The sequence below is a fragment of the Streptomyces cinnabarinus genome (assembly GCF_027270315.1).
Lineage (GTDB): Bacteria > Actinomycetota > Actinomycetes > Streptomycetales > Streptomycetaceae > Streptomyces > Streptomyces cinnabarinus.
Window position 1 is genome coordinate 5228900 of the sequence record NZ_CP114413.1, and the last position, 21163, is coordinate 5250062.

General features: G+C 68.9%; 18 protein-coding genes. 15 read left to right on the forward strand and 3 right to left on the reverse strand.

Annotation, left to right across the window (positions count from 1 at the left end):
- Position 1: 1 nt before the first annotated feature.
- Together def and STRCI_RS23720 are read right to left on the reverse strand one after the other, a co-directional pair.
- Complete coding sequence (def, locus tag STRCI_RS23715) at positions 2 to 628, reverse strand: peptide deformylase (RefSeq protein ID WP_269660983.1); 627 nt, start codon at positions 626 to 628, stop codon at positions 2 to 4.
- A gap of 136 nt (positions 629 to 764) precedes the next feature.
- The gene (locus STRCI_RS23720; RefSeq protein ID WP_269660984.1) at positions 765 to 1595 is read right to left on the reverse strand and encodes a C40 family peptidase; all 831 of its coding nucleotides are present in this window, start codon (positions 1593 to 1595) and stop codon (positions 765 to 767) included.
- 738 nt (positions 1596 to 2333) lie between these two features.
- Here STRCI_RS23720 and STRCI_RS23725 point away from each other — a divergent pair.
- The 14 genes from STRCI_RS23725 to nuoN are packed head-to-tail and all read left to right on the forward strand — an operon-like array spanning position 2334 to position 18306.
- Positions 2334 to 2693, forward strand: coding sequence for an NADH-quinone oxidoreductase subunit A (locus STRCI_RS23725; protein ID WP_003992243.1), 360 nt, complete (start codon positions 2334 to 2336; stop codon positions 2691 to 2693).
- A gap of 14 nt (positions 2694 to 2707) precedes the next feature.
- Positions 2708 to 3262, forward strand: coding sequence for a NuoB/complex I 20 kDa subunit family protein (locus STRCI_RS23730; protein WP_003998928.1), 555 nt, complete (start codon positions 2708 to 2710; stop codon positions 3260 to 3262).
- Entirely contained in the window at positions 3259 to 4014 is a 756-nt protein-coding gene (locus STRCI_RS23735) for an NADH-quinone oxidoreductase subunit C (protein ID WP_269660985.1), read from the forward strand. The genes STRCI_RS23730 and STRCI_RS23735 overlap by 4 nt, the downstream gene beginning before the upstream one ends.
- Positions 4011 to 5333 carry an NADH-quinone oxidoreductase subunit D gene (locus tag STRCI_RS23740; RefSeq protein WP_269660986.1) on the forward strand — a complete coding sequence of 441 codons (1323 nt, stop codon included), beginning with the start codon at positions 4011 to 4013 and terminating at the stop codon, positions 5331 to 5333. The genes STRCI_RS23735 and STRCI_RS23740 overlap by 4 nt, the downstream gene beginning before the upstream one ends.
- On the forward strand, positions 5330 to 6202 hold the full coding sequence (gene nuoE / locus STRCI_RS23745) for an NADH-quinone oxidoreductase subunit NuoE (RefSeq protein ID WP_269660987.1): 873 nt from the start codon (positions 5330 to 5332) through the stop codon (positions 6200 to 6202). The genes STRCI_RS23740 and nuoE overlap by 4 nt, the downstream gene beginning before the upstream one ends.
- On the forward strand, positions 6202 to 7551 hold the full coding sequence (nuoF, locus tag STRCI_RS23750) for an NADH-quinone oxidoreductase subunit NuoF (RefSeq protein WP_269660988.1): 1350 nt from the start codon (positions 6202 to 6204) through the stop codon (positions 7549 to 7551). Before nuoE ends, nuoF begins: the two co-directional genes overlap by 1 nt.
- A complete protein-coding gene (locus STRCI_RS23755) occupies positions 7548 to 10055 on the forward strand; it encodes an NADH-quinone oxidoreductase subunit G (RefSeq protein WP_269660989.1) in 2508 nt (835 codons plus the stop codon). Before nuoF ends, STRCI_RS23755 begins: the two co-directional genes overlap by 4 nt.
- Positions 10052 to 11416 (forward strand): NADH-quinone oxidoreductase subunit NuoH, encoded by a 1365-nt coding sequence (gene nuoH, locus STRCI_RS23760; protein WP_269660990.1) that lies wholly within the window; start codon positions 10052 to 10054, stop codon positions 11414 to 11416. The genes STRCI_RS23755 and nuoH overlap by 4 nt, the downstream gene beginning before the upstream one ends.
- Entirely contained in the window at positions 11409 to 12020 is a 612-nt protein-coding gene (gene nuoI / locus STRCI_RS23765) for an NADH-quinone oxidoreductase subunit NuoI (protein WP_269660991.1), read from the forward strand. Before nuoH ends, nuoI begins: the two co-directional genes overlap by 8 nt.
- Positions 12017 to 12859 carry an NADH-quinone oxidoreductase subunit J gene (locus tag STRCI_RS23770; protein ID WP_269660992.1) on the forward strand — a complete coding sequence of 281 codons (843 nt, stop codon included), beginning with the start codon at positions 12017 to 12019 and terminating at the stop codon, positions 12857 to 12859. The genes nuoI and STRCI_RS23770 overlap by 4 nt, the downstream gene beginning before the upstream one ends.
- Positions 12856 to 13155, forward strand: a complete 300-nt coding sequence (nuoK, locus tag STRCI_RS23775; protein ID WP_015658544.1) for an NADH-quinone oxidoreductase subunit NuoK — start codon at positions 12856 to 12858, stop codon at positions 13153 to 13155. Before STRCI_RS23770 ends, nuoK begins: the two co-directional genes overlap by 4 nt.
- A 14-nt stretch (positions 13156 to 13169) precedes the next feature.
- Positions 13170 to 15083: an NADH-quinone oxidoreductase subunit L gene (nuoL, locus tag STRCI_RS23780; RefSeq protein WP_269660993.1), complete on the forward strand. Its 1914-nt coding sequence runs from the start codon at positions 13170 to 13172 to the stop codon at positions 15081 to 15083.
- 5 nt (positions 15084 to 15088) lie between these two features.
- A complete protein-coding gene (locus STRCI_RS23785) occupies positions 15089 to 16660 on the forward strand; it encodes an NADH-quinone oxidoreductase subunit M (protein ID WP_269660994.1) in 1572 nt (523 codons plus the stop codon).
- On the forward strand, positions 16657 to 18306 hold the full coding sequence (gene nuoN, locus STRCI_RS23790) for an NADH-quinone oxidoreductase subunit NuoN (protein ID WP_269660995.1): 1650 nt from the start codon (positions 16657 to 16659) through the stop codon (positions 18304 to 18306). The genes STRCI_RS23785 and nuoN overlap by 4 nt, the downstream gene beginning before the upstream one ends.
- A 107-nt stretch (positions 18307 to 18413) precedes the next feature.
- Here the strand turns inward: nuoN and STRCI_RS23795 are convergent, their stop codons facing one another.
- Entirely contained in the window at positions 18414 to 18905 is a 492-nt protein-coding gene (locus STRCI_RS23795; protein ID WP_269660996.1) for a hypothetical protein, read from the reverse strand.
- A gap of 270 nt (positions 18906 to 19175) precedes the next feature.
- Between STRCI_RS23795 and recQ the strand changes: the two genes are divergently transcribed.
- Positions 19176 to 21158: a DNA helicase RecQ gene (gene recQ, locus STRCI_RS23800; RefSeq protein ID WP_269660997.1), complete on the forward strand. Its 1983-nt coding sequence runs from the start codon at positions 19176 to 19178 to the stop codon at positions 21156 to 21158.
- The last annotated feature ends 5 nt before the right edge of the window (positions 21159 to 21163 follow it).

Here is a 21163-nt window from a genome sequence, read left to right on the forward strand (position 1 = left end):
CTCAGGCGCTCAGTGCCCGGATATTGGCGGCCCGGCGGGCGAGCACGTCCTCCCGCCGGGCTTCCGCCTGCCGCAGCGCGTCCTTGCGGTCCCGCGCGGAGAGCCGGTCCAGATAGACCTGCCCGTGGGTGTGATCGGTCTCGTGCGCCAGACAGCGGGCGAAGTACCCGGTGCCCTCGATGACGACCGGACTGCCGTCCTTGTCCAGCCCCCGCACCACGGCCCGGTCAGGGCGCGGTACGGCCATGACGGCGCCCGGCACCGACAGGCACCCCTCGCCCTCGTCGAGCAGCCGCCTGTGGGGCCTGTCGAGCTGCTCCAGCACCGGGTTCACGAGGTGCCCGACATGCCGGGCACCGTCGTCATCGGGACAGTCATAGACGAACAGCCGCAAATCGACGCCGACCTGATTCGCCGCGAGCCCGCAGCCGTCGGCGATGTACATCGTGAGGAACATGTCGTCGATGAGCGCCGCGAGATCCGGCCCGAACTCGGTCACGTCCCGGCACGGCTTGTGCAGCACCTCCTCGCCGACCTCGGTGATCCGCCGTACCTTGCCGCGCCGGGCCTCGGGCGCGAGCGCCGGGTACGAGTCGACCGGCCTGCCTTGCAGGAAGACGCTGGGCATCGTGAACTCCCTTTGAGCGGTTGCTGTTTGTGTCACAGCAGAACACACCCGGAGCCCAGGAGAACGCCGGACGGGGCCGCTGCCCCCGAGCGGCTGCGGCCCCATCCGTACTGTTGTGCCCGTTATGGGCCGTGCGTCAGAGTACGCGCACCGCACCCGAAGCGGGATAGCCGGAAAGGTCCTGAATGACCACGCCCTTGGACGGGTTGGCGGCGTCCAGGTACTGGCCGTTCCCGATGTACACACCCACGTGGTATGCCGAGCCCTTGCCGCCCCAGTACAGGATGTCCCCGACCTGGAGGTTGGACAGCGACACGTCCGTGCCGGCCATCGACTGGTCCTGCGAGACGCGGGGCAGGTCGACGCCGACCTGCTTGAAGGCGGCCTGCACCAGCGAGGAGCAGTCCCACGCGTTGGGGCCGGTGGCGCCCATGACATAGGCGTCGCCGAGCTGGGCCTTGAGGAAGGAAATGACCGTCCCGACGCTGCCGCTGGCGGGAGCGGAGGCGGTGGTGGACGCGCTGGTCGTGGCGAGCGTGGTCCGCTCGGCGCTGCGGGCTGCACGCTCCGCCGCGGCCTTGCGAGCGGCCTCGGCCGCCTTCTTCTTGGCCTCCGCCTTCTCCTTGGCCTCGGCGAGGTCGGCCTTGGCCTCCTTCGCGGCGGCCGCGGCGGCGGCGTCGCGCTCGGCCTGGAGCTCGTAGCTGGCCGCGGCCTGCTGCGTGGCGTCCGCGGACTCCGCGACCTGAGCGGCCAGGTCGCCCGTCAGGGTGGGCAGTTCGAGGGTCTGCGTGACCGGCTCGGCGGCGCTCGCCGTGGCCGACGCGCCCGCCGCTGCCATGCTGAGGACGCCACCGGCAACTCCGGCGCGCATCGCGAGGGTCGTGGACCCGGTGCGGCGGGGTTTCCGGTGGCTGCGTATGTGAGCGGTGTGGGACATGAGAACAACCGGTATCAGGGGCTCCTCCATACCTACAAGAAACGTGTGCTGCGCCACAGTTGTTCAATCGGTGTCATGAACCCCGGGTGTGTCGCCCTTTATTGACGCCGTAACGGACATTGCGGACGTCGCCCAACCCGCCCGTGATCACGGCCTTTCATCGGTTCGCCCGAATTGCCCCGCACCTACCATTGGTTGAGGCAGGTGGCCAAGCCCGGTTCTCACGGCCCTCTCATGGATGTGGCGGAGGTCACGCAACGGTTACGGGGACGGCCGCGTCCCGCGCGTACGGCCCGGCCGCGACCCGGCCGCGTCCCGGACCCGAGTCGCTCGTGAATGTGTGCACGCGTCCACACCGCACCCCGGACCTCCCTCTGATGTGTGAACGGGGCTCACTATCAAGGGCTCGCGTCCATCACGAATTTGCATGCAGAGGAACTCTCTTGATATTGAGACGCCCCCTCCGAGCTGCGCCGACGAGCGGAAATGTCACCTCAGGTGATCACTTGGATGCCTCGCGTGCGAAGATCACCACTCATCCGACTTCATGATCCTTCGTCAGGTGGTGGAGATCACAAAGCTTGTGTAATACCCCGTGTCGCAGATCACAGAGCGGCGGGCATAGGATGCGAGGCAGTTGGGCTTGTGACCTGCTTCACATGTTCTCGATCTTCGCCGGGACGGGCGGAGTTCGTGGGGCCGGTGGGGCGGAAGTGAGGCCGACGACCATCGCCAGCAGTCAGTGCCGACTGAGAGGAGCGAGGAGCGGTGAACGCGTATGCGCCCATCCTCGTACTGGGAGCCCTTGGGGCAGGCTTTGCGATCTTCTCCGTGGTCATGGCCACGCTGATCGGTCCCAAGCGGTACAACCGGGCCAAGCTCGAGGCCTACGAGTGCGGCATCGAGCCGACCCCCACGCCGGCCGGCGGCGGGCGTTTTCCCATCAAGTACTACCTGACGGCGATGCTCTTCATCGTCTTCGACATCGAGATCGTCTTCCTCTACCCCTGGGCCGTCACCTTCGACGCCCTGGGGATCTTCGGGCTCGTGGAGATGCTGCTCTTCGTGCTCACCGTCTTCGTCGCGTACGCGTACGTATGGCGGCGCGGCGGCCTGGAATGGGACTGAGGGGCCTTTAACTCATGGGACTCGAAGAAAAGCTGCCGAGCGGCTTCCTGCTGACCACCGTCGAGCAGGCCGCGGGCTGGGTGCGCAAGGCGTCCGTCTTCCCGGCCACCTTCGGCCTCGCCTGCTGTGCCATCGAGATGATGACCACCGGCGCCGGCCGCTACGACCTGGCGCGCTTCGGCATGGAGGTCTTCCGCGGCTCACCGCGGCAGGCGGACCTCATGATCGTCGCCGGCCGGGTCAGCCAGAAGATGGCACCGGTGCTCCGGCAGGTCTACGACCAGATGCCGAACCCCAAGTGGGTGATCTCCATGGGGGTCTGCGCCTCCTCGGGCGGCATGTTCAACAACTACGCCATCGTGCAGGGCGTCGACCACATCGTCCCGGTCGACATCTATCTGCCCGGCTGCCCGCCCCGGCCCGAGATGCTGATGGACGCGATTCTCAAGCTCCATCAGAAGATCCAGACCTCCAAGCTCGGCGTCAACGCCGAGGAGGCGGCCCGCGAGGCGGAGGAAGCGGCGCTCAAGGCCCTGCCCACGATCGAGATGAAGGGGCTGCTGCGGTGAGCGACGCCAACGGCACGGGTGCCGGGTCGAACGGGGTCAACCCCGAGAAGGACCTGGGCGCCTCCAACCTCCCCGGCCAGCGCGGCGAGGGCGGCGAGGAGATCCGCGTCCAGCGCGGCATGTTCGGCGCCAACAACGGCGGCGACACCTCCGGCTACGGCGGCCTCGTCCGCTCGGTCCGCCTCCCGGGACCGGCCGCCCGCCCCTACGGCGGCTGGTTCGACGAGGTCGCCGACGAACTGGAGGGCGCGCTGGAGGAGCAGGGACTGCTCCCCGAGAACGCCATCGAGAAGACGGTCGTCGACCGCGACGAGCTCACCTTCCACATCGAGCGTGAGCACCTGTCGCGCGTCGCCCGCACCCTGCGCGACGACCCGGCCCTGCGCTTCGAGCTGTGCACCGGAGTGAGCGGGGTCCACTACCCCAACGACAAGGGCCGCGAGCTGCACGCCGTCTACCACCTGCGCTCGATCACCCACAACCGGCTGATCCGGCTGGAGGTCAGCGCACCCGACAGCGATCGCCGCATCCCGTCGCTGGTCTCCGTGTACCCGACCAATGACTGGCACGAGCGCGAGACCTACGACTTCTTCGGCATCGTCTTCGAAGGCCACCCCGCCCTGACGCGGATCATGATGCCGGACGACTGGCAGGGCCATCCGCAGCGCAAGGACTATCCCCTCGGCGGCATCCCCGTCGAGTACAAGGGCGCCCAGATCCCGGCTCCGGACCAGCGGAGGTCGTACTCATGAGCACGCAGTCAGCATCCGCCCGTGAGACCACCGAGGGCACCGTATATACGGTCACCGGTGGCGACTGGGACGAGGTCGTCCAGGCCGCGGCCCGTGCCGACGACGAGCGCATCGTCCTCAACATGGGCCCCCAGCACCCCTCCACCCACGGAGTGCTCCGCCTGATCCTGGAGATCGACGGCGAGACCGTAACCGAGGCCCGCTGCGGCATCGGCTATCTCCACACCGGCATCGAGAAGAACCTCGAGTTCCGCACGTGGACGCAGGGCACCACGTTCGTGACGCGCATGGACTACCTGACGTCATTCTTCAACGAGACCGCCTACTGTCTCGCCGTCGAGAAGCTCCTCGGTGTCGAGGACCAGATCCCCGACCGCGCCACCCTCATCCGGGTGCTCCTGATGGAGCTGAACCGCCTCTCCTCGCACCTGGTGTGCATCGCCACCGGCGGCATGGAGCTCGGCGCCACGACGATCATGATCTACGGATTCCGTGATCGTGAAATGATTCTCGACATCTACGAGCTGGTCACGGGCCTGCGCATGAACCACGCGTACATCCGGCCCGGCGGACTCGCCCAGGACCTGCCGCCCGGCGCGGTGGACCAGATCCGCGAGTTCGTGAAGAAGATGAAGAAGAACCTCCCGGAGTACGACAAGCTCGCCACCGGGAACCCCATCTTCAAGGCCCGTATGCAGGACGTCGGCTATCTCGACCTGGCCGGCTGCATGGCCCTCGGCGCCACCGGCCCGATCCTGCGCTCCACCGGGCTCCCGCACGACCTGCGCAAGACCCAGCCGTACTGCGGCTACGAGACCTTCGACTTCGACGTACCGACCGCCGACACCTGCGACTCCTACGGCCGCTTCCTGATCCGCCTGGAAGAGATGCGCCAGTCGCTCAGGATCGTCGAGCAGTGCCTGGACCGGCTGCAGCCCGGACCGGTCATGGTCGCCGACAAGAAGATCGCCTGGCCCGCCCAGCTCGCGCTCGGCCCCGACGGCCTCGGCAACTCCCTCGACCACATCAAGAAGATCATGGGCACCTCCATGGAGGCCCTGATCCACCACTTCAAGCTGGTGACCGAGGGCTTCCGCGTCCCGCCGGGACAGGCCTACGCGGCTGTCGAATCACCCAAGGGCGAACTCGGCGTGCATGCCGTCTCCGACGGCGGCACCCGCCCCTACCGGGTCCACTTCCGTGACCCGTCCTTCACCAACCTTCAGGCCATGGCGGCGATGTGCGAGGGCGGCCAGGTCGCCGACGTCATCGTCGCTGTCGCGTCCATCGACCCCGTGATGGGAGGCGTCGACCGGTGACCACCAGTTCTTCGGAGCAGGGCGTCAGCCTGGGTATGCCCCAACTGCCCGCGCCCGGCTACCCGGACGACGTTCGAGCCCGGCTGGAGCGGGACGCGCGCGAGGTCATCGCCCGCTACCCCGACTCCCGGTCCGCGCTCCTTCCGCTGCTGCACCTGGTGCAGTCGGAGGAGGGCCATGTCACGCGCACCGGAATGCAGTTCTGCGCGGACATGCTGAACCTGACCACCGCCGAGGTCACCGCCGTCGCCACCTTCTACACGATGTACCGGCGGCGGCCGAGCGGTGACTACCAGGTCGGCGTCTGCACCAACACCCTGTGCGCGGTGATGGGCGGCGACGCGATCTTCGAGGCGCTCCAGGAGCACCTGGGCGTCGGCAACGGCGACACCACCGACGACGGCAAGGTCACCCTGGAGCACATCGAGTGCAACGCGGCCTGCGACTTCGCGCCGGTCGTGATGGTGAACTGGGAGTTCTTCGACAACCAGACCGTGGCCAGCGCCAAGCGCCTGGTGGACGAGCTGCGCGCGGGAGAGCCGGTGACGCCCACGCGCGGGGCGCCGATCTGCACCTTCAAGGAGACGGCCCGGATCCTGGCGGGCTTTCCCGACGAGCGGGACGGGGCAGTCGAGGCCGGCGGAAGCGCGGGACCCGCTTCGCTGGTAGGCCTCAAGCTGGCCAAGGGGGAGGCCGCCCCCGCGCGCGTGGTTCATCCGCGGGACGGCGGACCTCATGAGGAGCCGCAGGACAGGGCAGTGCACGAGCCGTCACCGGCGGAGCACTTGAGCTCACACGACGCGCCGCAGGACACATCGGCCTCCGACCCGACCCACCCGGCCGGGCCTACCGCCGAGGAGGGGGAGTGATGACGTTGGCACCCGAGCTGAAAGACACCAGCCCCGAGAAGCTGCTCGCACCCGTGCTGTCGTCCTTCTGGGACGAGGACAGGTCCTGGACGCTGGACGTCTACCGAAGGCACGAAGGGTACGAGGGACTTCGCAAGGCGCTCGCCATGTCACCGGACGACCTCATCGCCTATGTGAAGGACTCCGGTCTGCGCGGGCGCGGCGGCGCGGGATTCCCCACCGGAATGAAATGGCAGTTCATTCCGCAGGGGGATGGAAAACCGCACTATCTAGTTGTCAACGCCGACGAGTCGGAGCCCGGGACGTGCAAGGACATCCCACTCCTCTTCGCGAACCCGCATAGCCTCATCGAGGGCATGGTCATCGCGTGTTATGCCATCAGGTCGTCGCATGCCTTCATCTATCTGCGTGGTGAAGTCGTCCCCGTGCTGCGGCGGTTGCACTCGGCCGTGAGCGAGGCCTATGCGGCCGGCTACCTCGGAAAGAACATCCTGGGCAGCGGCCTCGATCTCGACATCACCGTGCACGCCGGCGCCGGGGCGTACATCTGCGGTGAGGAGACCGCACTGCTCGACTCGCTCGAAGGCCGCCGTGGACAACCGCGGCTCCGCCCTCCTTTCCCTGCTGTCGCGGGCCTCTACGCCTGCCCGACTGTGGTGAATAACGTCGAGTCGATCGCGTCAGTTCCCGCGATCCTGCAAAAAGGAAAAGACTGGTTCAGGTCGATGGGCAGCGAGAAGTCGCCGGGCTTCACGCTCTACTCCCTCAGCGGCCATGTCGCGAGCCCCGGCCAGTACGAGGCCCCGCTCGGCATCACCCTGCGCCAACTGCTCGACATGAGCGGCGGGATGCGGCCCGGCCACCGGCTGAAGTTCTGGACGCCGGGCGGCTCCTCCACGCCGATGTTCACCGACGAGCACCTCGACGTCCCCCTCGACTACGAAGGAGTGGGCGCCGCCGGTTCCATGCTCGGCACCAAGGCGCTCCAGTGCTTCGACGAGACGACCTGCGTCGTCCGCGCCGTCACCCGCTGGACCGAGTTCTACGCCCACGAGTCCTGCGGCAAGTGCACGCCCTGCCGCGAAGGCACGTACTGGCTCGTGCAGTTGATGCGTGACATCGAGGCCGGCAAGGGCGTCATGTCCGACCTCGACAAGCTGAACGACATCGCCGACAACATCAACGGCAAGTCCTTCTGCGCCCTCGGCGACGGTGCCGCCTCGCCGATCTTCTCCTCGCTCAAGTACTTCCGTGCGGAGTACGAGCAGCACATCACGGGCCGCGGCTGCCCCTTCGACCCCGCCAAGTCCACGGCCTGGGCGGACAAGCACACGGAGGTGAACGCATGACAGTGACCACCAACAGCGCTCCCTCCGGGGGCGGTGAGGCGGCGGTCCCGCCGGAGGACCTCGTCTCGCTGACCATCGACGGCGCGGAGATCAGCGTGCCCAAGGGCACCCTGGTCATCCGGGCCGCCGAGCAGCTCGGCATCGAGATCCCGCGCTTCTGCGACCACCCGCTCCTCGACCCGGCCGGCGCCTGCCGCCAATGCATCGTCGAGGTCGAGGGCCAGCGCAAGCCGATGGCGTCCTGCACCATCACCTGCACCGACGGCATGGTCGTGAAGACCCACCTCACCTCGCCGGTCGCCGAGAAGGCCCAGCACGGTGTGATGGAGCTGCTCCTCATCAACCACCCGCTGGACTGCCCGGTCTGCGACAAGGGCGGCGAGTGCCCGCTGCAGAACCAGGCCATGTCGCACGGCCAATCCGAGTCTCGGTTCGAGGGCCGCAAGCGGACCTACGAGAAGCCCGTGCCGATCTCCACGCAGGTGCTGCTCGACCGGGAGCGGTGCGTGCTGTGCGCCCGGTGCACGCGCTTCTCCAACCAGATCGCGGGCGACCCGATGATCGAGCTGGTCGAGCGGGGCGCGCTGCAGCAGGTCGGCACCGGTGAGGGTGACCCCTTCGAGTCGTATTTCTCCGGCAACACCATCCAGATCTGTCCGGTCGGCGCGCTCACCTCGGCGGCGTACCGCTTCCGCTCCCGCCCCTTCGACCTGGTCTCGTCCCCGAGCGTGTGCGAGCACTGCTCCGGCGGCTGCGCCACCCGCACCGACCACCGGCGCGGCAAGGTCATGCGGCGGCTCGCGGCCAACGACCCCGAGGTCAACGAGGAGTGGATCTGCGACAAGGGGCGCTTCGCCTTCCGGTACGCGCAGCAGCGCGACCGTCTTGAGACGCCGCTGGTGCGCAACCCCGAGGGCGAGCTGGTACCGGCGTCCTGGCCGGAGGCCCTCCAGATCGCGGCCCAGGGACTGCTCGCCTCACGCGGGCGGGCCGGTGTCCTGACCGGCGGCCGCCTCACCATCGAGGACGCCTACGCGTACAGCAAGTTCACGCGCGTGGCGCTCGACTCCAACGACATCGACTTCCGCGCGCGCGTGCACAGCGGCGAGGAGGCCGACTTCCTGGCCGCCCGGGTCGCCGGACGCGGCCGCGACCTCGACGGTACGGGCGTCACCTACGCCCTCTTGGAGAAGGCGCCCGCAGTCCTGCTGGCCGGGTTCGAGGCCGAGGAGGAGGCGCCCGGCGTCTTCCTGCGGCTGCGCAAGGCCTGGCGCAAGCACGGCCAGAAGGTCTTCTCGCTCGCCACGCACGCCACGCGCGGGCTGGAGAAGGCGGGCGGCACGCTGCTGCCCGCCGCTCCCGGCACCGAGACCGAGTGGCTGGACGCGCTCGCGAGCGGGGTCGGCCTGGAGGAGGACGGCGGGCGGGCCGCCGAGGCGCTGCGCACCGAGGGCGCGGTCATCGTCGTGGGCGAGCGTCTTGCCGGAGTGGTGGGCGGGCTCACCGCCGCCGTACGGGCCGCGTCCGCGACCGGCGCGCACCTGGTGTGGATTCCGCGCCGGGCCGGGGAGCGCGGTGCCGTCGAGGCCGGGGCGCTCCCGTCGCTGCTGCCGGGCGGCCGTCCGGCCACCGACCCACGCGCGCGTGAGGAGGTCGCCGCCGCCTGGGGCGTGGCCGAACTCCCGCACCGCTACGGCCGCGACACCAGCCAGATCGTGGAGGCCGCCGCCAACGGCGAACTCCAGGCCCTGGTGGTCGCCGGAGTGGAGATCGCCGACCTGCCCGACCCGGCACGCGCGCGTGAGGCGCTCGCCGAGGCCGGATTCCTGGTCTCGCTGGAGCTGCGGCCCAGTGAGGTCAGCGAACTCGCCGACGTGGTCCTGCCGGTCGCCGCCGTCGTCGAGAAGGCGGGCACCTTCCTCAACTGGGAGGGCAGGGTGCGCTTCTTCGAGGCCGCGCTCAAGCCCGAGCAGATGACCCGCCAACTGCCCCCGACCGACGCCCGCGTCCTGCAGATGCTGGCCGACGCCATGGACGTACACCTGGGCCTGCCGGATCTGCGCACCACGCGCGCGGAGCTGGACCGGCTGGGCGCCTGGGACGGGTCCCGGGCCACCGAACCCCTCGAAGCCGCCGTGCCGTTGCCGAGGCCGGCCGCCGGGGAGGCCGTGCTGGCCGGGCACCGGCTGCTGCTCGACCACGGCCGACTCCAGGAGGGCGACGAGGCGCTCGCCGGGACGCGGCACGCGGCTCACGCGCGCGTGTCGGCCGCCACCGCCGCCGAGGCGGGCGTGAAGGACGGCGACGTCCTCGCGGTCACCGGCACCGCCGGGACGGTCGAACTCGCGCTGAGGATCACCGCGATGCCCGACCGGGTGGTCTGGCTGCCGCTGAACTCCGTGGGCGGTGGCGTCGCCTCCGGCACCGGGGCGCGACCCGGCTCCCTCGTCCGCATCGGCCCGGCGACGCTCGCCGGCGAGGCCCCCAAGGAGGTGGAGGCATGAGCCCGTACCTCGCCGCAGAAGACCTCTCGATGTTCGGCACCGACCCCTGGTGGCTGGTCGTCGTCAAGGCCGTCTTCTGCTTCGCCTTCCTGATGCTGACCGTGCTGTTCTCCATCGTGTGGGAGCGCAAGGTCGTCGCCTGGATGCAGCTGCGCATCGGCCCCAACCGGCACGGCCCCTGGGGCATGCTCCAGTCGCTCGCCGACGGCGTGAAGCTCATGCTCAAGGAAGACGTCATCGTCAAACGCGCGGACAAGGTCGTCTACGTCCTCGCGCCGATCGTCGCGGCCATCCCGGCCTTCATGGCGATCGCGGTGATTCCCTTCGGCCCGGCCGGCAACGAGGTCTCGATCTTCGGCCAGCGCACCACGATGCAGCTGACCGACCTGCCGATCGCGATGCTCTACGTCCTCGCGGTGGCCTCGGTCGGCATCTACGGCATCGTGCTGGCGGGCTGGAGCTCCGGATCGACCTACCCGCTCCTCGGCGGCCTGCGCTCCTGCGCGCAGATGATCTCGTACGAGATCGCCATGGGCGCGGCCTTCGCCTCCGTCTTCCTCTACTCGGGGTCGATGTCGACCTCGGCGATCGTGGAGGCGCAGCAGGACCGCTGGTACATCATCCTGCTGCCGGTCTCCTTCATCATCTACGTCATCACGATGGTCGGCGAGACCAACCGCGCCCCCTTCGACATGCCGGAGTCCGAGGGCGACCTGGTCGGCGGCTTCAACACCGAGTACTCGTCGATCAAGTTCGCGCTGTTCATGCTCGCCGAGTACGTGAACATGGTGACGGTCTCGGCGGTGTCGGTGACGCTCTTCCTCGGCGGCTGGCGGGCCCCCTGGCCCATCTCCACCTTCTGGGAGGGCGCGAACCACGGCTGGTGGCCGCTGCTCTGGTTCACCGTCAAGGTGCAACTGCTGCTGTTCTTCTTCATCTGGCTGCGCGGCACGCTCCCGCGGGTCCGCTACGACCAGCTGATGAAGCTCGGCTGGAAGGTCCTCATCCCGGTCTCCGTGGTCTGGCTGATGCTCGTCGCGACCGTACGGACCCTGCGCAACGAGAACTACGACTTCGCCGACATCGCCCTCTACGTCGGCGGCGGCGTCCTGGTGCTCCTGCTGCTCTCCTTCGTCGTGGACATGTTCCGCGGCAAGCCGAAGGAGGAGCAGGAGGCGGGACCGGCCGCCGGATTCGACCCGATGGCGGGCGGATTCCCCGTGCCACCACTGCCCGGACAGGAGTTGCCGCCCGTACCGCGACGCAGTTCGCGCCGGGAGCGGGAGCTGATTGTCAGTGGCGGGGTGAATACTCAGAGTGACGACGGATCTCTGGATGGAAAGGAGGCGTCCGATGGCTGAGGAGCCCAAGGAGACCGGGCAGACAAAGCCTGGCTTCCAGAACCCGGTGGCCGGCTTCGGCGTGACCTTCAAGGCCATGTTCAAGAAGCGGCTGACCGAGCAGTACCCGGAGCAGCAGAAGACCACCGCTCCGCGTTTCCACGGACGGCACCAGCTCAACCGCCATCCGGACGGCCTGGAGAAGTGCGTCGGCTGCGAGCTGTGCGCCTGGGCCTGCCCCGCCGACGCGATCTATGTCGAGGGCGCGGACAACACCGACGAGGAGCGCTACTCGCCGGGCGAGCGGTACGGCCGGGTCTACCAGATCAACTACGCCCGCTGCATCCTGTGCGGGCTGTGCATCGAGGCGTGCCCCACGCGCGCGCTCACGATGACCAACGAGTTCGAGCTGGCCGACTCCAGCCGCGCCAACCTCATCTACACCAAGGAGCAACTGCTCGCCGGTCTTGAGGAAGGCATGGTCGACTCGCCGCACGCGATCTACCCCGGCACCGACGAACAGGACTACTACCGGGGCCTGGTGACCGAGGCCGCGCCCGGCACCGAGCGCCAGGTCGCCGTCTCCAAGGGCGAGAAGCCGGAAGAACAGGAGGCGGAGGCATGAGCGCACAACTCGCCGCCTACTCCACCTCCACCGGCGAGGCCTTCCAGTTCTGGATCCTCGGCACCGTCGCGGTGATCGGCGCCCTGTGCACCGTCTTCATGAAGAAGGCCGTGCACAGCGCGCTCTGCCTGGCCGGGACCATGGTGATCCTGGCGGTGTTCTACCTCGCCAACGGCGCCTACTTCCTGGGCGTCGTGCAGATCGTCGTCTACACCGGCGCGATCATGATGCTGTTCCTGTTCGTGGTGATGCTGGTCGGCGTGACCGCGGCGGACTCCCTGAAGGAGACCATCAAGGGCCAGCGCTGGCTGGCCCTTCTCTGCGGCCTCGGCTTCGGCATCCTGCTGTTCGCCGGGATCGGCAACGCCTCCCTGACGGAGTTCAACGGCATCGCCCAGGCGAACGCGAACGGCAATGTGGAGGGCCTCGCCGCCCTGTTGTTCACCAAGTACGTCTTCGCCTTCGAGATCACCGGCGCCCTGCTCATCACCGCCGCGGTCGGCGCGATGGTGCTCACCCACCGGGAGCGCACCGAGCGTGCGAAGACCCAGCGCGAGCTGGCCGAGGAGCGGGTCCGCCAGGGCACGCACGTGCCGCCGCTGCCGGCGCCGGGTGTGTACGCCCGGCACAACGCCGTGGACATCGCGGGCCTGCTGCCCGACGGCACCCCGTCGGAGCTCACGGTCAGCAAGACCCTGCGCGAGCGCGGCCAGATCCGGGACGTGTCCACCGAGGCGCTGAACGACCTGAAGGCCCTGGAACAGCGCGCCGAGGAGCGCCTGGAGCGGACCCCGGTCGAGCCGGCGAACCTCAAGCGGGCCGAGGAGGCGTCGAAGTGAACCCCGTCAACTACCTCTATCTCGCGGCCCTGTTGTTCACGATCGGCGCCACCGGCGTACTGATCAGGCGCAACGCGATCGTCGTGTTCATGTGCATCGAGCTGATGCTCAACGCCTGCAACCTCTCGCTCGTCGCCTTCTCCCGGATGCACGGCAATCTCGACGGCCAGATCATCGCCTTCTTCACGATGGTCGTCGCCGCCGCGGAGGTCGTGGTCGGGCTCGCGATCATCGTGTCGCTGTTCCGTTCCCGCCACTCGGCCTCGGTCGACGACGCCAGCCTGATGAAGCTGTAAGGGGTCGCTGAATCGTGGAGAACCTGATTGCGCTGCTCATCGCGGCGCCCCTGCTCGGAGCGGCGGTCCTGCTGTGCGGTGGCCGGCGTCTGGACGCCGTCGGCCACTGGATCGGCACGCTTCTCGCGTCCGTGTCCTTCGTGTTCGGCGCGATCCTCTTCTTCGACCTGCTCGGCAAGGACGCCGAACACCGGACGCTGACCCAGCACCTGTTCAGCTGGATCCCGGTGGAGGGCTTCCAGGCGGACGTTGCCTTCCGGCTGGACCAGCTGTCGATGACGTTCGTCCTGCTGATCACCGGCGTCGGCTCGCTGATCCACCTGTACTCGATCGGGTACATGGAGCACGACGAGCGGCGCCGCCGCTTCTTCGGCTATCTGAACCTGTTCCTCGCGGCGATGCTGATCCTCGTCCTCGCCGACAACTACCTGCTGCTGTACGTCGGCTGGGAGGGCGTCGGTCTCGCCTCCTACCTGCTGATCGGCTTCTGGCAGCACAAGCCCAGCGCGGCCACGGCCGCGAAGAAGGCGTTCCTGGTCAACCGTGTCGGCGACATGGGTCTGTCGATCGCGATCATGATCATGTTCGCCACCTTCGGGACCTTTGCCTTCGGCCCGGTGCTCGGCAGCCTGGAGGAGCCCGGCCTCGCCGCCCAGACCTCCGAGGGCACGCTCACCGCCATCGGCCTGATGCTGCTGCTCGCGGCCTGCGGCAAGTCCGCCCAGGTGCCGCTGCAGTCCTGGCTCGGGGACGCGATGGAGGGCCCGACCCCGGTCTCGGCCCTGATCCACGCCGCCACCATGGTGACCGCGGGCGTCTACCTGATCGTCCGCTCCGCGGCGATCTTCAACGGCGCCCCCGACGCGCAGCTGGTCGTCACCATCGTCGGCGCCGTCACGCTCCTGTTCGGTGCGATCGTCGGTTGCGCGAAGGACGACATCAAGAAGGCCCTGGCCGGCTCGACGATGTCGCAGATCGGCTACATGGTCCTCGCCGCGGGCCTCGGCCCGATCGGCTACGTCTTCGCGATCATGCACCTGGTGACCCACGGCTTCTTCAAGGCCGGGCTCTTCCTCGGCGCCGGTTCGGTCATGCACGGCATGAACGACGAGGTCGACATGCGGAAGTACGGCGGCCTCCGGAAGTACATGCCGATCACCTTCATCACCTTCGGCCTCGGCTATCTCGCCATCATCGGCTTCCCGGGCCTGTCCGGCTTCTTCTCCAAGGACAAGATCATCGAGGCGGCGTTCGCCAAGGGCGGCACCGAGGGCTGGATCCTCGGTGCCTGCGCCCTGCTGGGCGCGGCGATCACGGCGTACTACATGACCCGCGTGATGCTGATGACGTTCTTCGGCGAGAAGCGCTGGCAGCCCGACGAGCACGGCCATGAGCCGCACCCGCACGAGTCGCCCAGCTCCATGACGATCCCCATGATCGTGCTGGCCTTCGGATCGGTCTTCGCGGGCGGCCTGTTCAGCGTCGGTGACCGTTTCATGCACTGGCTGGAGCCCGTCACCGGCCACGACCACGGCGACTCCCCGCTCAGCGCGGCCACGGTCACGTCGTCCACGGTCGCCGTGATGGTCATCGGCGTCACCGTCGCGTACCTCCAGTACGGCCGCCGCCCAGTCCCGGTCGTCGCCCCGCGCGGGTCGCTGCTCACCCGGGCCGCCCGGCGCGATCTCCTCCAGGACGACTTCAACCACGTCGTCCTCGTCCGCGGTGGCGAGCACCTCACCCGCTCCCTGGTGTACGTCGACCACACCCTGGTCGACGGCGTCGTCAACGGCACGGCGGCCTCGGTCGGCGGCCTCTCCGGACGGCTGCGCAAGCTCCAGAACGGCTTCGCGCGGTCGTACGCGGTCTCCATGTTCGGCGGTGCGGCACTCCTCGTCGCCGCGACCCTGCTGATGAGGGCGGTCTGATACCGATGTCCTTTCCCCTGCTGACAGCGACGGCGGTACTCCCCGCCGTCGGGGCGATCGTCACGGCCGCCGTACCGGCCGCGCGGCGCACCGCAGCCAAGTGGCTGGCGCTGCTCTTCTCGCTCGCCACGCTCGCGCTGGCCGTCACGATCCTGGTCCGCTTCGACCCGGACGGCGACCGCTACCAGCTCACCGAATCCCACTCCTGGATCGCGGAGTTCGGGGTGCGGTACGACCTGGGCGTGGACGGCATCGCGGTGGCCCTGATCGCCCTGACCGCGCTGCTGATCCCGTTCATCGTCCTCGCGGGCTGGCACGACGCCGACCCGCTGGAGACCGGCAGCAAGAGGTGGCGGCCCACTCAGGGCTTCTTCGCCCTGATCCTGGCCGTCGAGGCGATGGTGATCCTCTCCTTCGAGGCCACCGACGTCTTCCTCTTCTACATCTTCTTCGAGGCCATGCTCATCCCGATGTACTTCCTCATCGGAGGCTTCGGGGACCGTGCGCACGAGCACGGCGAGGAGGTGGCGTCCACCCAACGGTCGTACGCCGCGGTGAAGTTCCTCCTCTACAACCTGGTCGGCGGTCTGATCATGCTGGCCGCGGTGATCGGCCTGTACGTGGTCGCCGGGAGCTTCTCGCTCCCCGAGATCGCCGAGGCCCGCGCGAGCGGCGAGCTGTCCATGGCGACCAGCACCGAACGCTGGCTGTTCCTGGGCTTCTTCTTCGCCTTCGCGGTGAAGGCGCCGCTGTGGCCGCTGCACACCTGGCTGCCCAACGCCATGGGTGAGGCCACCGCCCCTGTCGCCGTGCTGATCACCGCGGTCGTCGACAAGGTCGGCACCTTCGCGATGCTCCGCTTCTGCCTCGGTCTGTTCCCGGAGGCCTCGAAGTGGGCGACGCCCGCCATCCTCGTCCTCGCCCTGATCAGCATCGTCTACGGTGCGCTGCTCGCCGTCGGCCAGCGGGACATCAAGCGTCTGGTGGCGTACGCGTCGATCTCGCACTTCGGCTTCATCATCATGGGCATCTTCGCGATGACCAGCCAGGGACAGTCGGGCGCGACGCTGTACATGGTCAACCACGGCATCTCGACGGCCGCGCTGATGCTGGTCGCCGGATTCCTGATCTCCCGGCGCGGCTCGCGGCTCATCGCGGACTACGGCGGAGTGCAGAAGGTCGCCCCGGTGCTCGCCGGCACCTTCCTGATCGGCGGTCTGGCGACGCTGTCGCTGCCCGGACTCGCGCCGTTCGTCAGTGAGTTCCTGGTCCTGGTCGGGACGTACACGCGCTATCCGGTGGTCGGCATCATCGCCACCTTCGGCATCGTGCTCGCCGCGCTGTACACCCTCGTCCTGTACCAGCGGACGATGACGGGCCCGGTGAAGCCCGAGGTCTCCTCGATGCCCGACCTGCGGGTGCGGGAGCTCGCCGTCGTCGCGCCGCTGGTCGTACTGCTGATCTTCCTGGGCGTCTATCCGAAGCCCGTCACGGACATCGTGAACCCGGCGGTCGAGCAGACCCTGTCCGACGTACAGAAGAAGGACCCCCAGCCCGAGGTGGAGGCGGCCAAGTGAGCGCATCAGCCGTCCACAGCCTGTGGACAACCGCGGCCGACCCGATCTCGAAGATCGACGCGCCGAAGATCGAATACGGACAATTGTCGCCCACGCTGATCGTCGTCGGCGCGGCGATCGTGGGCGTGCTGATCGAGGCGGTCGTCCCGCGCAAGTCCCGCTACTACGCGCAGGCGTTCCTCTCCGCCATCGCGCTGACCGCCGCCTTCGCCGCGGTGGTCGCGCTCGCGGCCGACGGATACGGCACCACCAAGGCGGGCATCGCGGCGATGGGCGCCATCGCCGTCGACGGGCCCGCCCTGTTCCTCCAGGGCACGATCCTGCTGGCCGGACTGGTCGGCCTGTTCACCTTCGCCGAACGGCGTCTTGACCCGGAGGCGCATGGCAACCGGGTCGACTCCTTCGCCGCGCAGGCCGCGTCCGTGCCGGGCAGCGACAGCGAGAAGGCCGCGGTGAAGGCCGGGTTCACCACCACCGAGGTGTTCCCGCTGCTGCTGTTCGCCGTCGCGGGCATGCTGATCTTCCCGGCGGCCAACGACCTGCTGACGCTGTTCATCGCGCTGGAGGTCTTCTCCCTCCCGCTGTACCTGATGTGCGCCCTCGCCCGCCGCAAGCGGCTGATGTCGCAGGAAGCGGCGGTGAAGTACTTCCTGCTCGGCGCCTTCGCCTCCGCGTTCACCCTGTTCGGCATCGCGCTGCTCTACGGCTACGCGGGCTCGGTGTCGTACGCGACGATCGCGCAGGTCGTCGACGGCACCCTCACCACGGTCGACCCGGCCCTCGCGGACACCATGGGCAACGACGCCCTGCTCCTCATCGGCATGGGGATGCTCGTCATGGGCCTGCTGTTCAAGGTCGGCGCGGTGCCCTTCCACATGTGGACGCCGGACGTGTACCAGGGCGCGCCGACCCCGGTGACGGGCTTCATGGCGGCGGCGACCAAGGTGGCGGCCTTCGGTGCGCTGCTGCGGGTCCTGTACGTGGTGCTGCCCGGTCTGCGCTGGGACTGGCGGCCGGTCATGTGGGCCGTCGCGATCATCACCATGCTGGGCGGCGCCATCGTCGCGATCACGCAGACCGACATCAAGCGGCTGCTGGCGTACTCGTCGATCGCGCACGCGGGCTTCATCCTCGCCGGTGTCATCGCGACCACGCCGGAGGGTGTCTCCTCGGTCCTCTTCTACCTGGCGGCCTACTCCTTCGTGACGATCGGCGCCTTCGCGGTCGTCACGCTGGTCCGGGACGCGGGCGGCGAGGCGACGCACCTGTCCAAGTGGGCGGGGCTCGGCCGGCGTTCGCCGTTGGTGGCGGCCGTGTTCGCGGTGTTCCTGCTGGCCTTCGCGGGCATTCCGCTGACCTCCGGGTTCGCGGGGAAGTTCGCGGTGTTCAAGGCGGCCGCGGAGGGCGGGGCGGCCCCGCTGGTCGTGGTCGGTGTGATCTCGTCGGCCATCGCGGCGTTCTTCTACATCCGCGTCATCGTGCTGATGTTCTTCAGCGAGCCGCGGCCCGAGGGGCCGACGGTCGCGGTGCCGTCGCCGCTGACGATGACCGCGATCGGGGTCGGGGTGGCGGTCACGCTGGTGCTCGGTGTGGCGCCGCAGTACTTCCTGGAGCTCGCGAGCGACGCCGGGGTGTTCGTGCGCTGACCTGCGGCGTTCGGAGCTCGTACGGAGGCCCCGGTTCCCGAGAGGTAGCCGGGGCCTTCGCACGTGTACGCGCCGTGGCTTGAGGCCGGGCTTGGATCCGGGCTTGGTCAGGGCTTGGGCGTGGGGCACTTCACCTTGGGGTTGAAGGCTTCCAGCAGCCCCTTGGGGTTGGACTTGTAGATCCAGGCGTGGAGCGTGAAGTGCCCGGGCAGCTGCCCCTCGTCAAACTTGCGTCCGAACAACTTGGGGGTCGCCTGACCCTTGTCCTCGACCACCCACTCGACCGCGACCAGCTCGCGCTTGCCGCGCTTGCCGTCCTCGTACAGCAGGGCCGCGGGCCTCGCCGGGTCGAGTGAATTGATGTACTTGGGGTTGACGTAGTGGTAGCCCATGTTCGGCACGCACTCGTCCGTCCGCTCATAGCCGCCCTTCGCGGCGAACGGCTCGTAGGCGTACGCGCCGGTGGCCGTGTACGTCGGGGTCAGCTTCGTCCACACGAACGGGTCGGGGTCCGCGGCGGCCTGCGCGGGTACGGCGGCCAGCGCGAAGGACGCGGTGATCGCGGCGGTGAGGACGGCCTTGAGGGAGCGAGAGGCCATGGTGCGACTCCTTGAGGAAGGTCGGGGGACGGGTGGGCCTCCCCTGCCCTGCCCGATGGGCGGTACGGCCTGGTGAGCGGCACCGCCCGATGAGCATGTCCCGGCCGGTGGGGCGCTGCCAGATGACAGGGGCCATTGGCATGACTACCGAGCGTCATCGATGTGACTGTCCGAACGTCATCGCACAAGCCTGTGGATAACTCCGGCGCTGTCGGTGCGGACGCCTATCGTGGACGCAGTGGTCGAGGAGCGACGTACGGGGGCACGGCGATGGGCGGGACGGGCGGGATCGGAACGATGACAGCGACAGCCGAGAGCGAGGCGCTGGCCACGCTGCACAAGGTCTTCGGGTACGAGGCCTTCCGGGGCGAACAGGAAGCCGTCATCGAGCATGTGGTGGCCGGCGGCGACGCCGTCGTCCTCATGCCGACCGGCGGCGGCAAGTCACTGTGCTACCAGATCCCGTCCCTGGTCAGACCCGGCACGGGCATCGTGGTCTCGCCGCTGATCGCGCTGATGCAGGACCAGGTGGACGCGCTGCGGGCACTCGGGGTGCGGGCCGGGTTCGTCAACTCCACGCAGGACTTCGACGAACGCCGTTTGGTGGAGGCCGAGTTCCTGGCCGGGGAGCTGGACCTGCTGTACCTCGCGCCGGAGCGGCTGCGCCTGGACACCACGCTGGACCTGCTCTCGCGCGGCAAGATCTCGGTGTTCGCGATCGACGAGGCGCACTGTGTCTCCCAGTGGGGCCACGACTTCCGCCCCGACTATCTGACGCTGTCCCTGCTCGGCGAGCGCTGGCCGGACGTTCCGCGGATCGCGCTCACGGCGACCGCCACCCACGCGACGCACCAGGAGATCACCGAGCGGCTGAACATGCCGTCGGCCCGGCACTTCGTGGCGAGCTTCGACCGGCCCAACATCCAGTACCGGATCGTGCCGAAGGCCGACCCCAAGAAGCAGCTCCTGGGCTTCCTGCGCGAGGAGCACGCCGGGGACGCGGGCATCGTCTACTGCCTCTCGCGCAACTCCGTGGAGAAGACGGCGGAGTTCCTCAGCCGCAACGGCGTCGAGGCGGTGCCCTACCACGCGGGCCTTGACGCGGGGACGCGAGCGGCGCACCAGTCCCGGTTCCTGCGCGAGGACGGTCTGGTCGTGGTGGCGACGATCGCCTTCGGCATGGGCATCGACAAGCCGGACGTGCGGTTCGTCGCGCATCTGGATCTGCCGAAGTCGGTCGAGGGCTACTACCAGGAGACGGGCCGCGCCGGGCGGGACGGGCTGCCGTCCACGGCGTGGATGGCGTACGGCCTCAACGACGTCATACAGCAGCGCAAGCTGATCCAGTCGGGCGAGGGCGACGAGGCGTTCCGGCGGCGGGCGGCGTCCCACCTGGACGCGATGCTCGCACTGTGCGAGACGGCCCGCTGCCGACGGGGGCAGCTGCTCGCCTACTTCGGTCAGGACCCGGAGCCGACGGGATGCGGCAACTGCGACACCTGCCTGACGCCGCCCGAGACCTGGGACGGCACCATCGCGGCGCAGAAGGTGCTGTCGACGGTGGTGCGGTTGCAGCGCGAGCGGGGGCAGAAGTTCGGGGCGGTGCAGATCGTCGACATCCTGCTCGGGAAGCGCACCGGGAAGGTGATCCAGTTCGATCATGACCAGCTGTCCGTGTTCGGCATCGGCGAGGAGCTGGGCGAGGGCGAATGGCGGGGCGTGATCCGGCAGTTGCTCGCGCAGGGGCTGCTGGCGGTCGAGGGGGAGTACGGGACGCTGGTGCTGACCGACGGCAGCGGGACGGTGCTCCGGCGGGAGCGGGAGGTACCGCTGCGCAAGGAGCCTCCCAAGCCGGTCACCTCGCGCTCGGCGTCCGGCGGGTCCGGCACCGCGGGGAAGGGCAAGGCGAAGGCCGCGGCGGCGGAGTTGCCGGAGCGGCTGGTGCCGGCGTTCGAGGCACTGCGGGCCTGGCGGGCGGAGCAGGCCCGGGAGCAGGGAGTTCCGGCATATGTGATCTTCCACGACGCGACGCTTCGGGAGATCGTGACCGTGTGGCCCGCTTCCGTACGGGAGTTGGGAAGCGTCAGCGGGGTGGGGGAGAAGAAGCTGGCGACCTACGGCGAGGGCGTGATCGGCGTCCTGGCGGAGCTGGGCGGATCCACACCGGAGACGGCGCGGGAGACGGCGCGGGACGACGACTGGCCCGAGCTGGACGCGGAGCCCGAGCCCGAGCCGGAGCCGGACTGGGCGTAGGGCCG

Coding starts and splice junctions, on each gene's coding strand:
- STRCI_RS23730 (WP_003998928.1), top strand. CDS start 2,708: ATGGGACTCGAAGAAAAGCTGCCGAGCGGCTTCCTGCTGACCACCGTC.
- STRCI_RS23720 (WP_269660984.1), bottom strand. CDS start 1,595: ATGGAGGAGCCCCTGATACCGGTTGTTCTCATGTCCCACACCGCTCAC.
- nuoH (WP_269660990.1), top strand. CDS start 10,052: ATGAGCCCGTACCTCGCCGCAGAAGACCTCTCGATGTTCGGCACCGAC.
- STRCI_RS23740 (WP_269660986.1), top strand. CDS start 4,011: ATGAGCACGCAGTCAGCATCCGCCCGTGAGACCACCGAGGGCACCGTA.
- STRCI_RS23785 (WP_269660994.1), top strand. CDS start 15,089: ATGTCCTTTCCCCTGCTGACAGCGACGGCGGTACTCCCCGCCGTCGGG.
- STRCI_RS23770 (WP_269660992.1), top strand. CDS start 12,017: ATGAGCGCACAACTCGCCGCCTACTCCACCTCCACCGGCGAGGCCTTC.
- nuoF (WP_269660988.1), top strand. CDS start 6,202: ATGACGTTGGCACCCGAGCTGAAAGACACCAGCCCCGAGAAGCTGCTC.
- recQ (WP_269660997.1), top strand. CDS start 19,176: ATGGGCGGGACGGGCGGGATCGGAACGATGACAGCGACAGCCGAGAGC.
- def (WP_269660983.1), bottom strand. CDS start 628: ATGCCCAGCGTCTTCCTGCAAGGCAGGCCGGTCGACTCGTACCCGGCG.
- STRCI_RS23795 (WP_269660996.1), bottom strand. CDS start 18,905: ATGGCCTCTCGCTCCCTCAAGGCCGTCCTCACCGCCGCGATCACCGCG.
- nuoI (WP_269660991.1), top strand. CDS start 11,409: ATGGCTGAGGAGCCCAAGGAGACCGGGCAGACAAAGCCTGGCTTCCAG.
- STRCI_RS23755 (WP_269660989.1), top strand. CDS start 7,548: ATGACAGTGACCACCAACAGCGCTCCCTCCGGGGGCGGTGAGGCGGCG.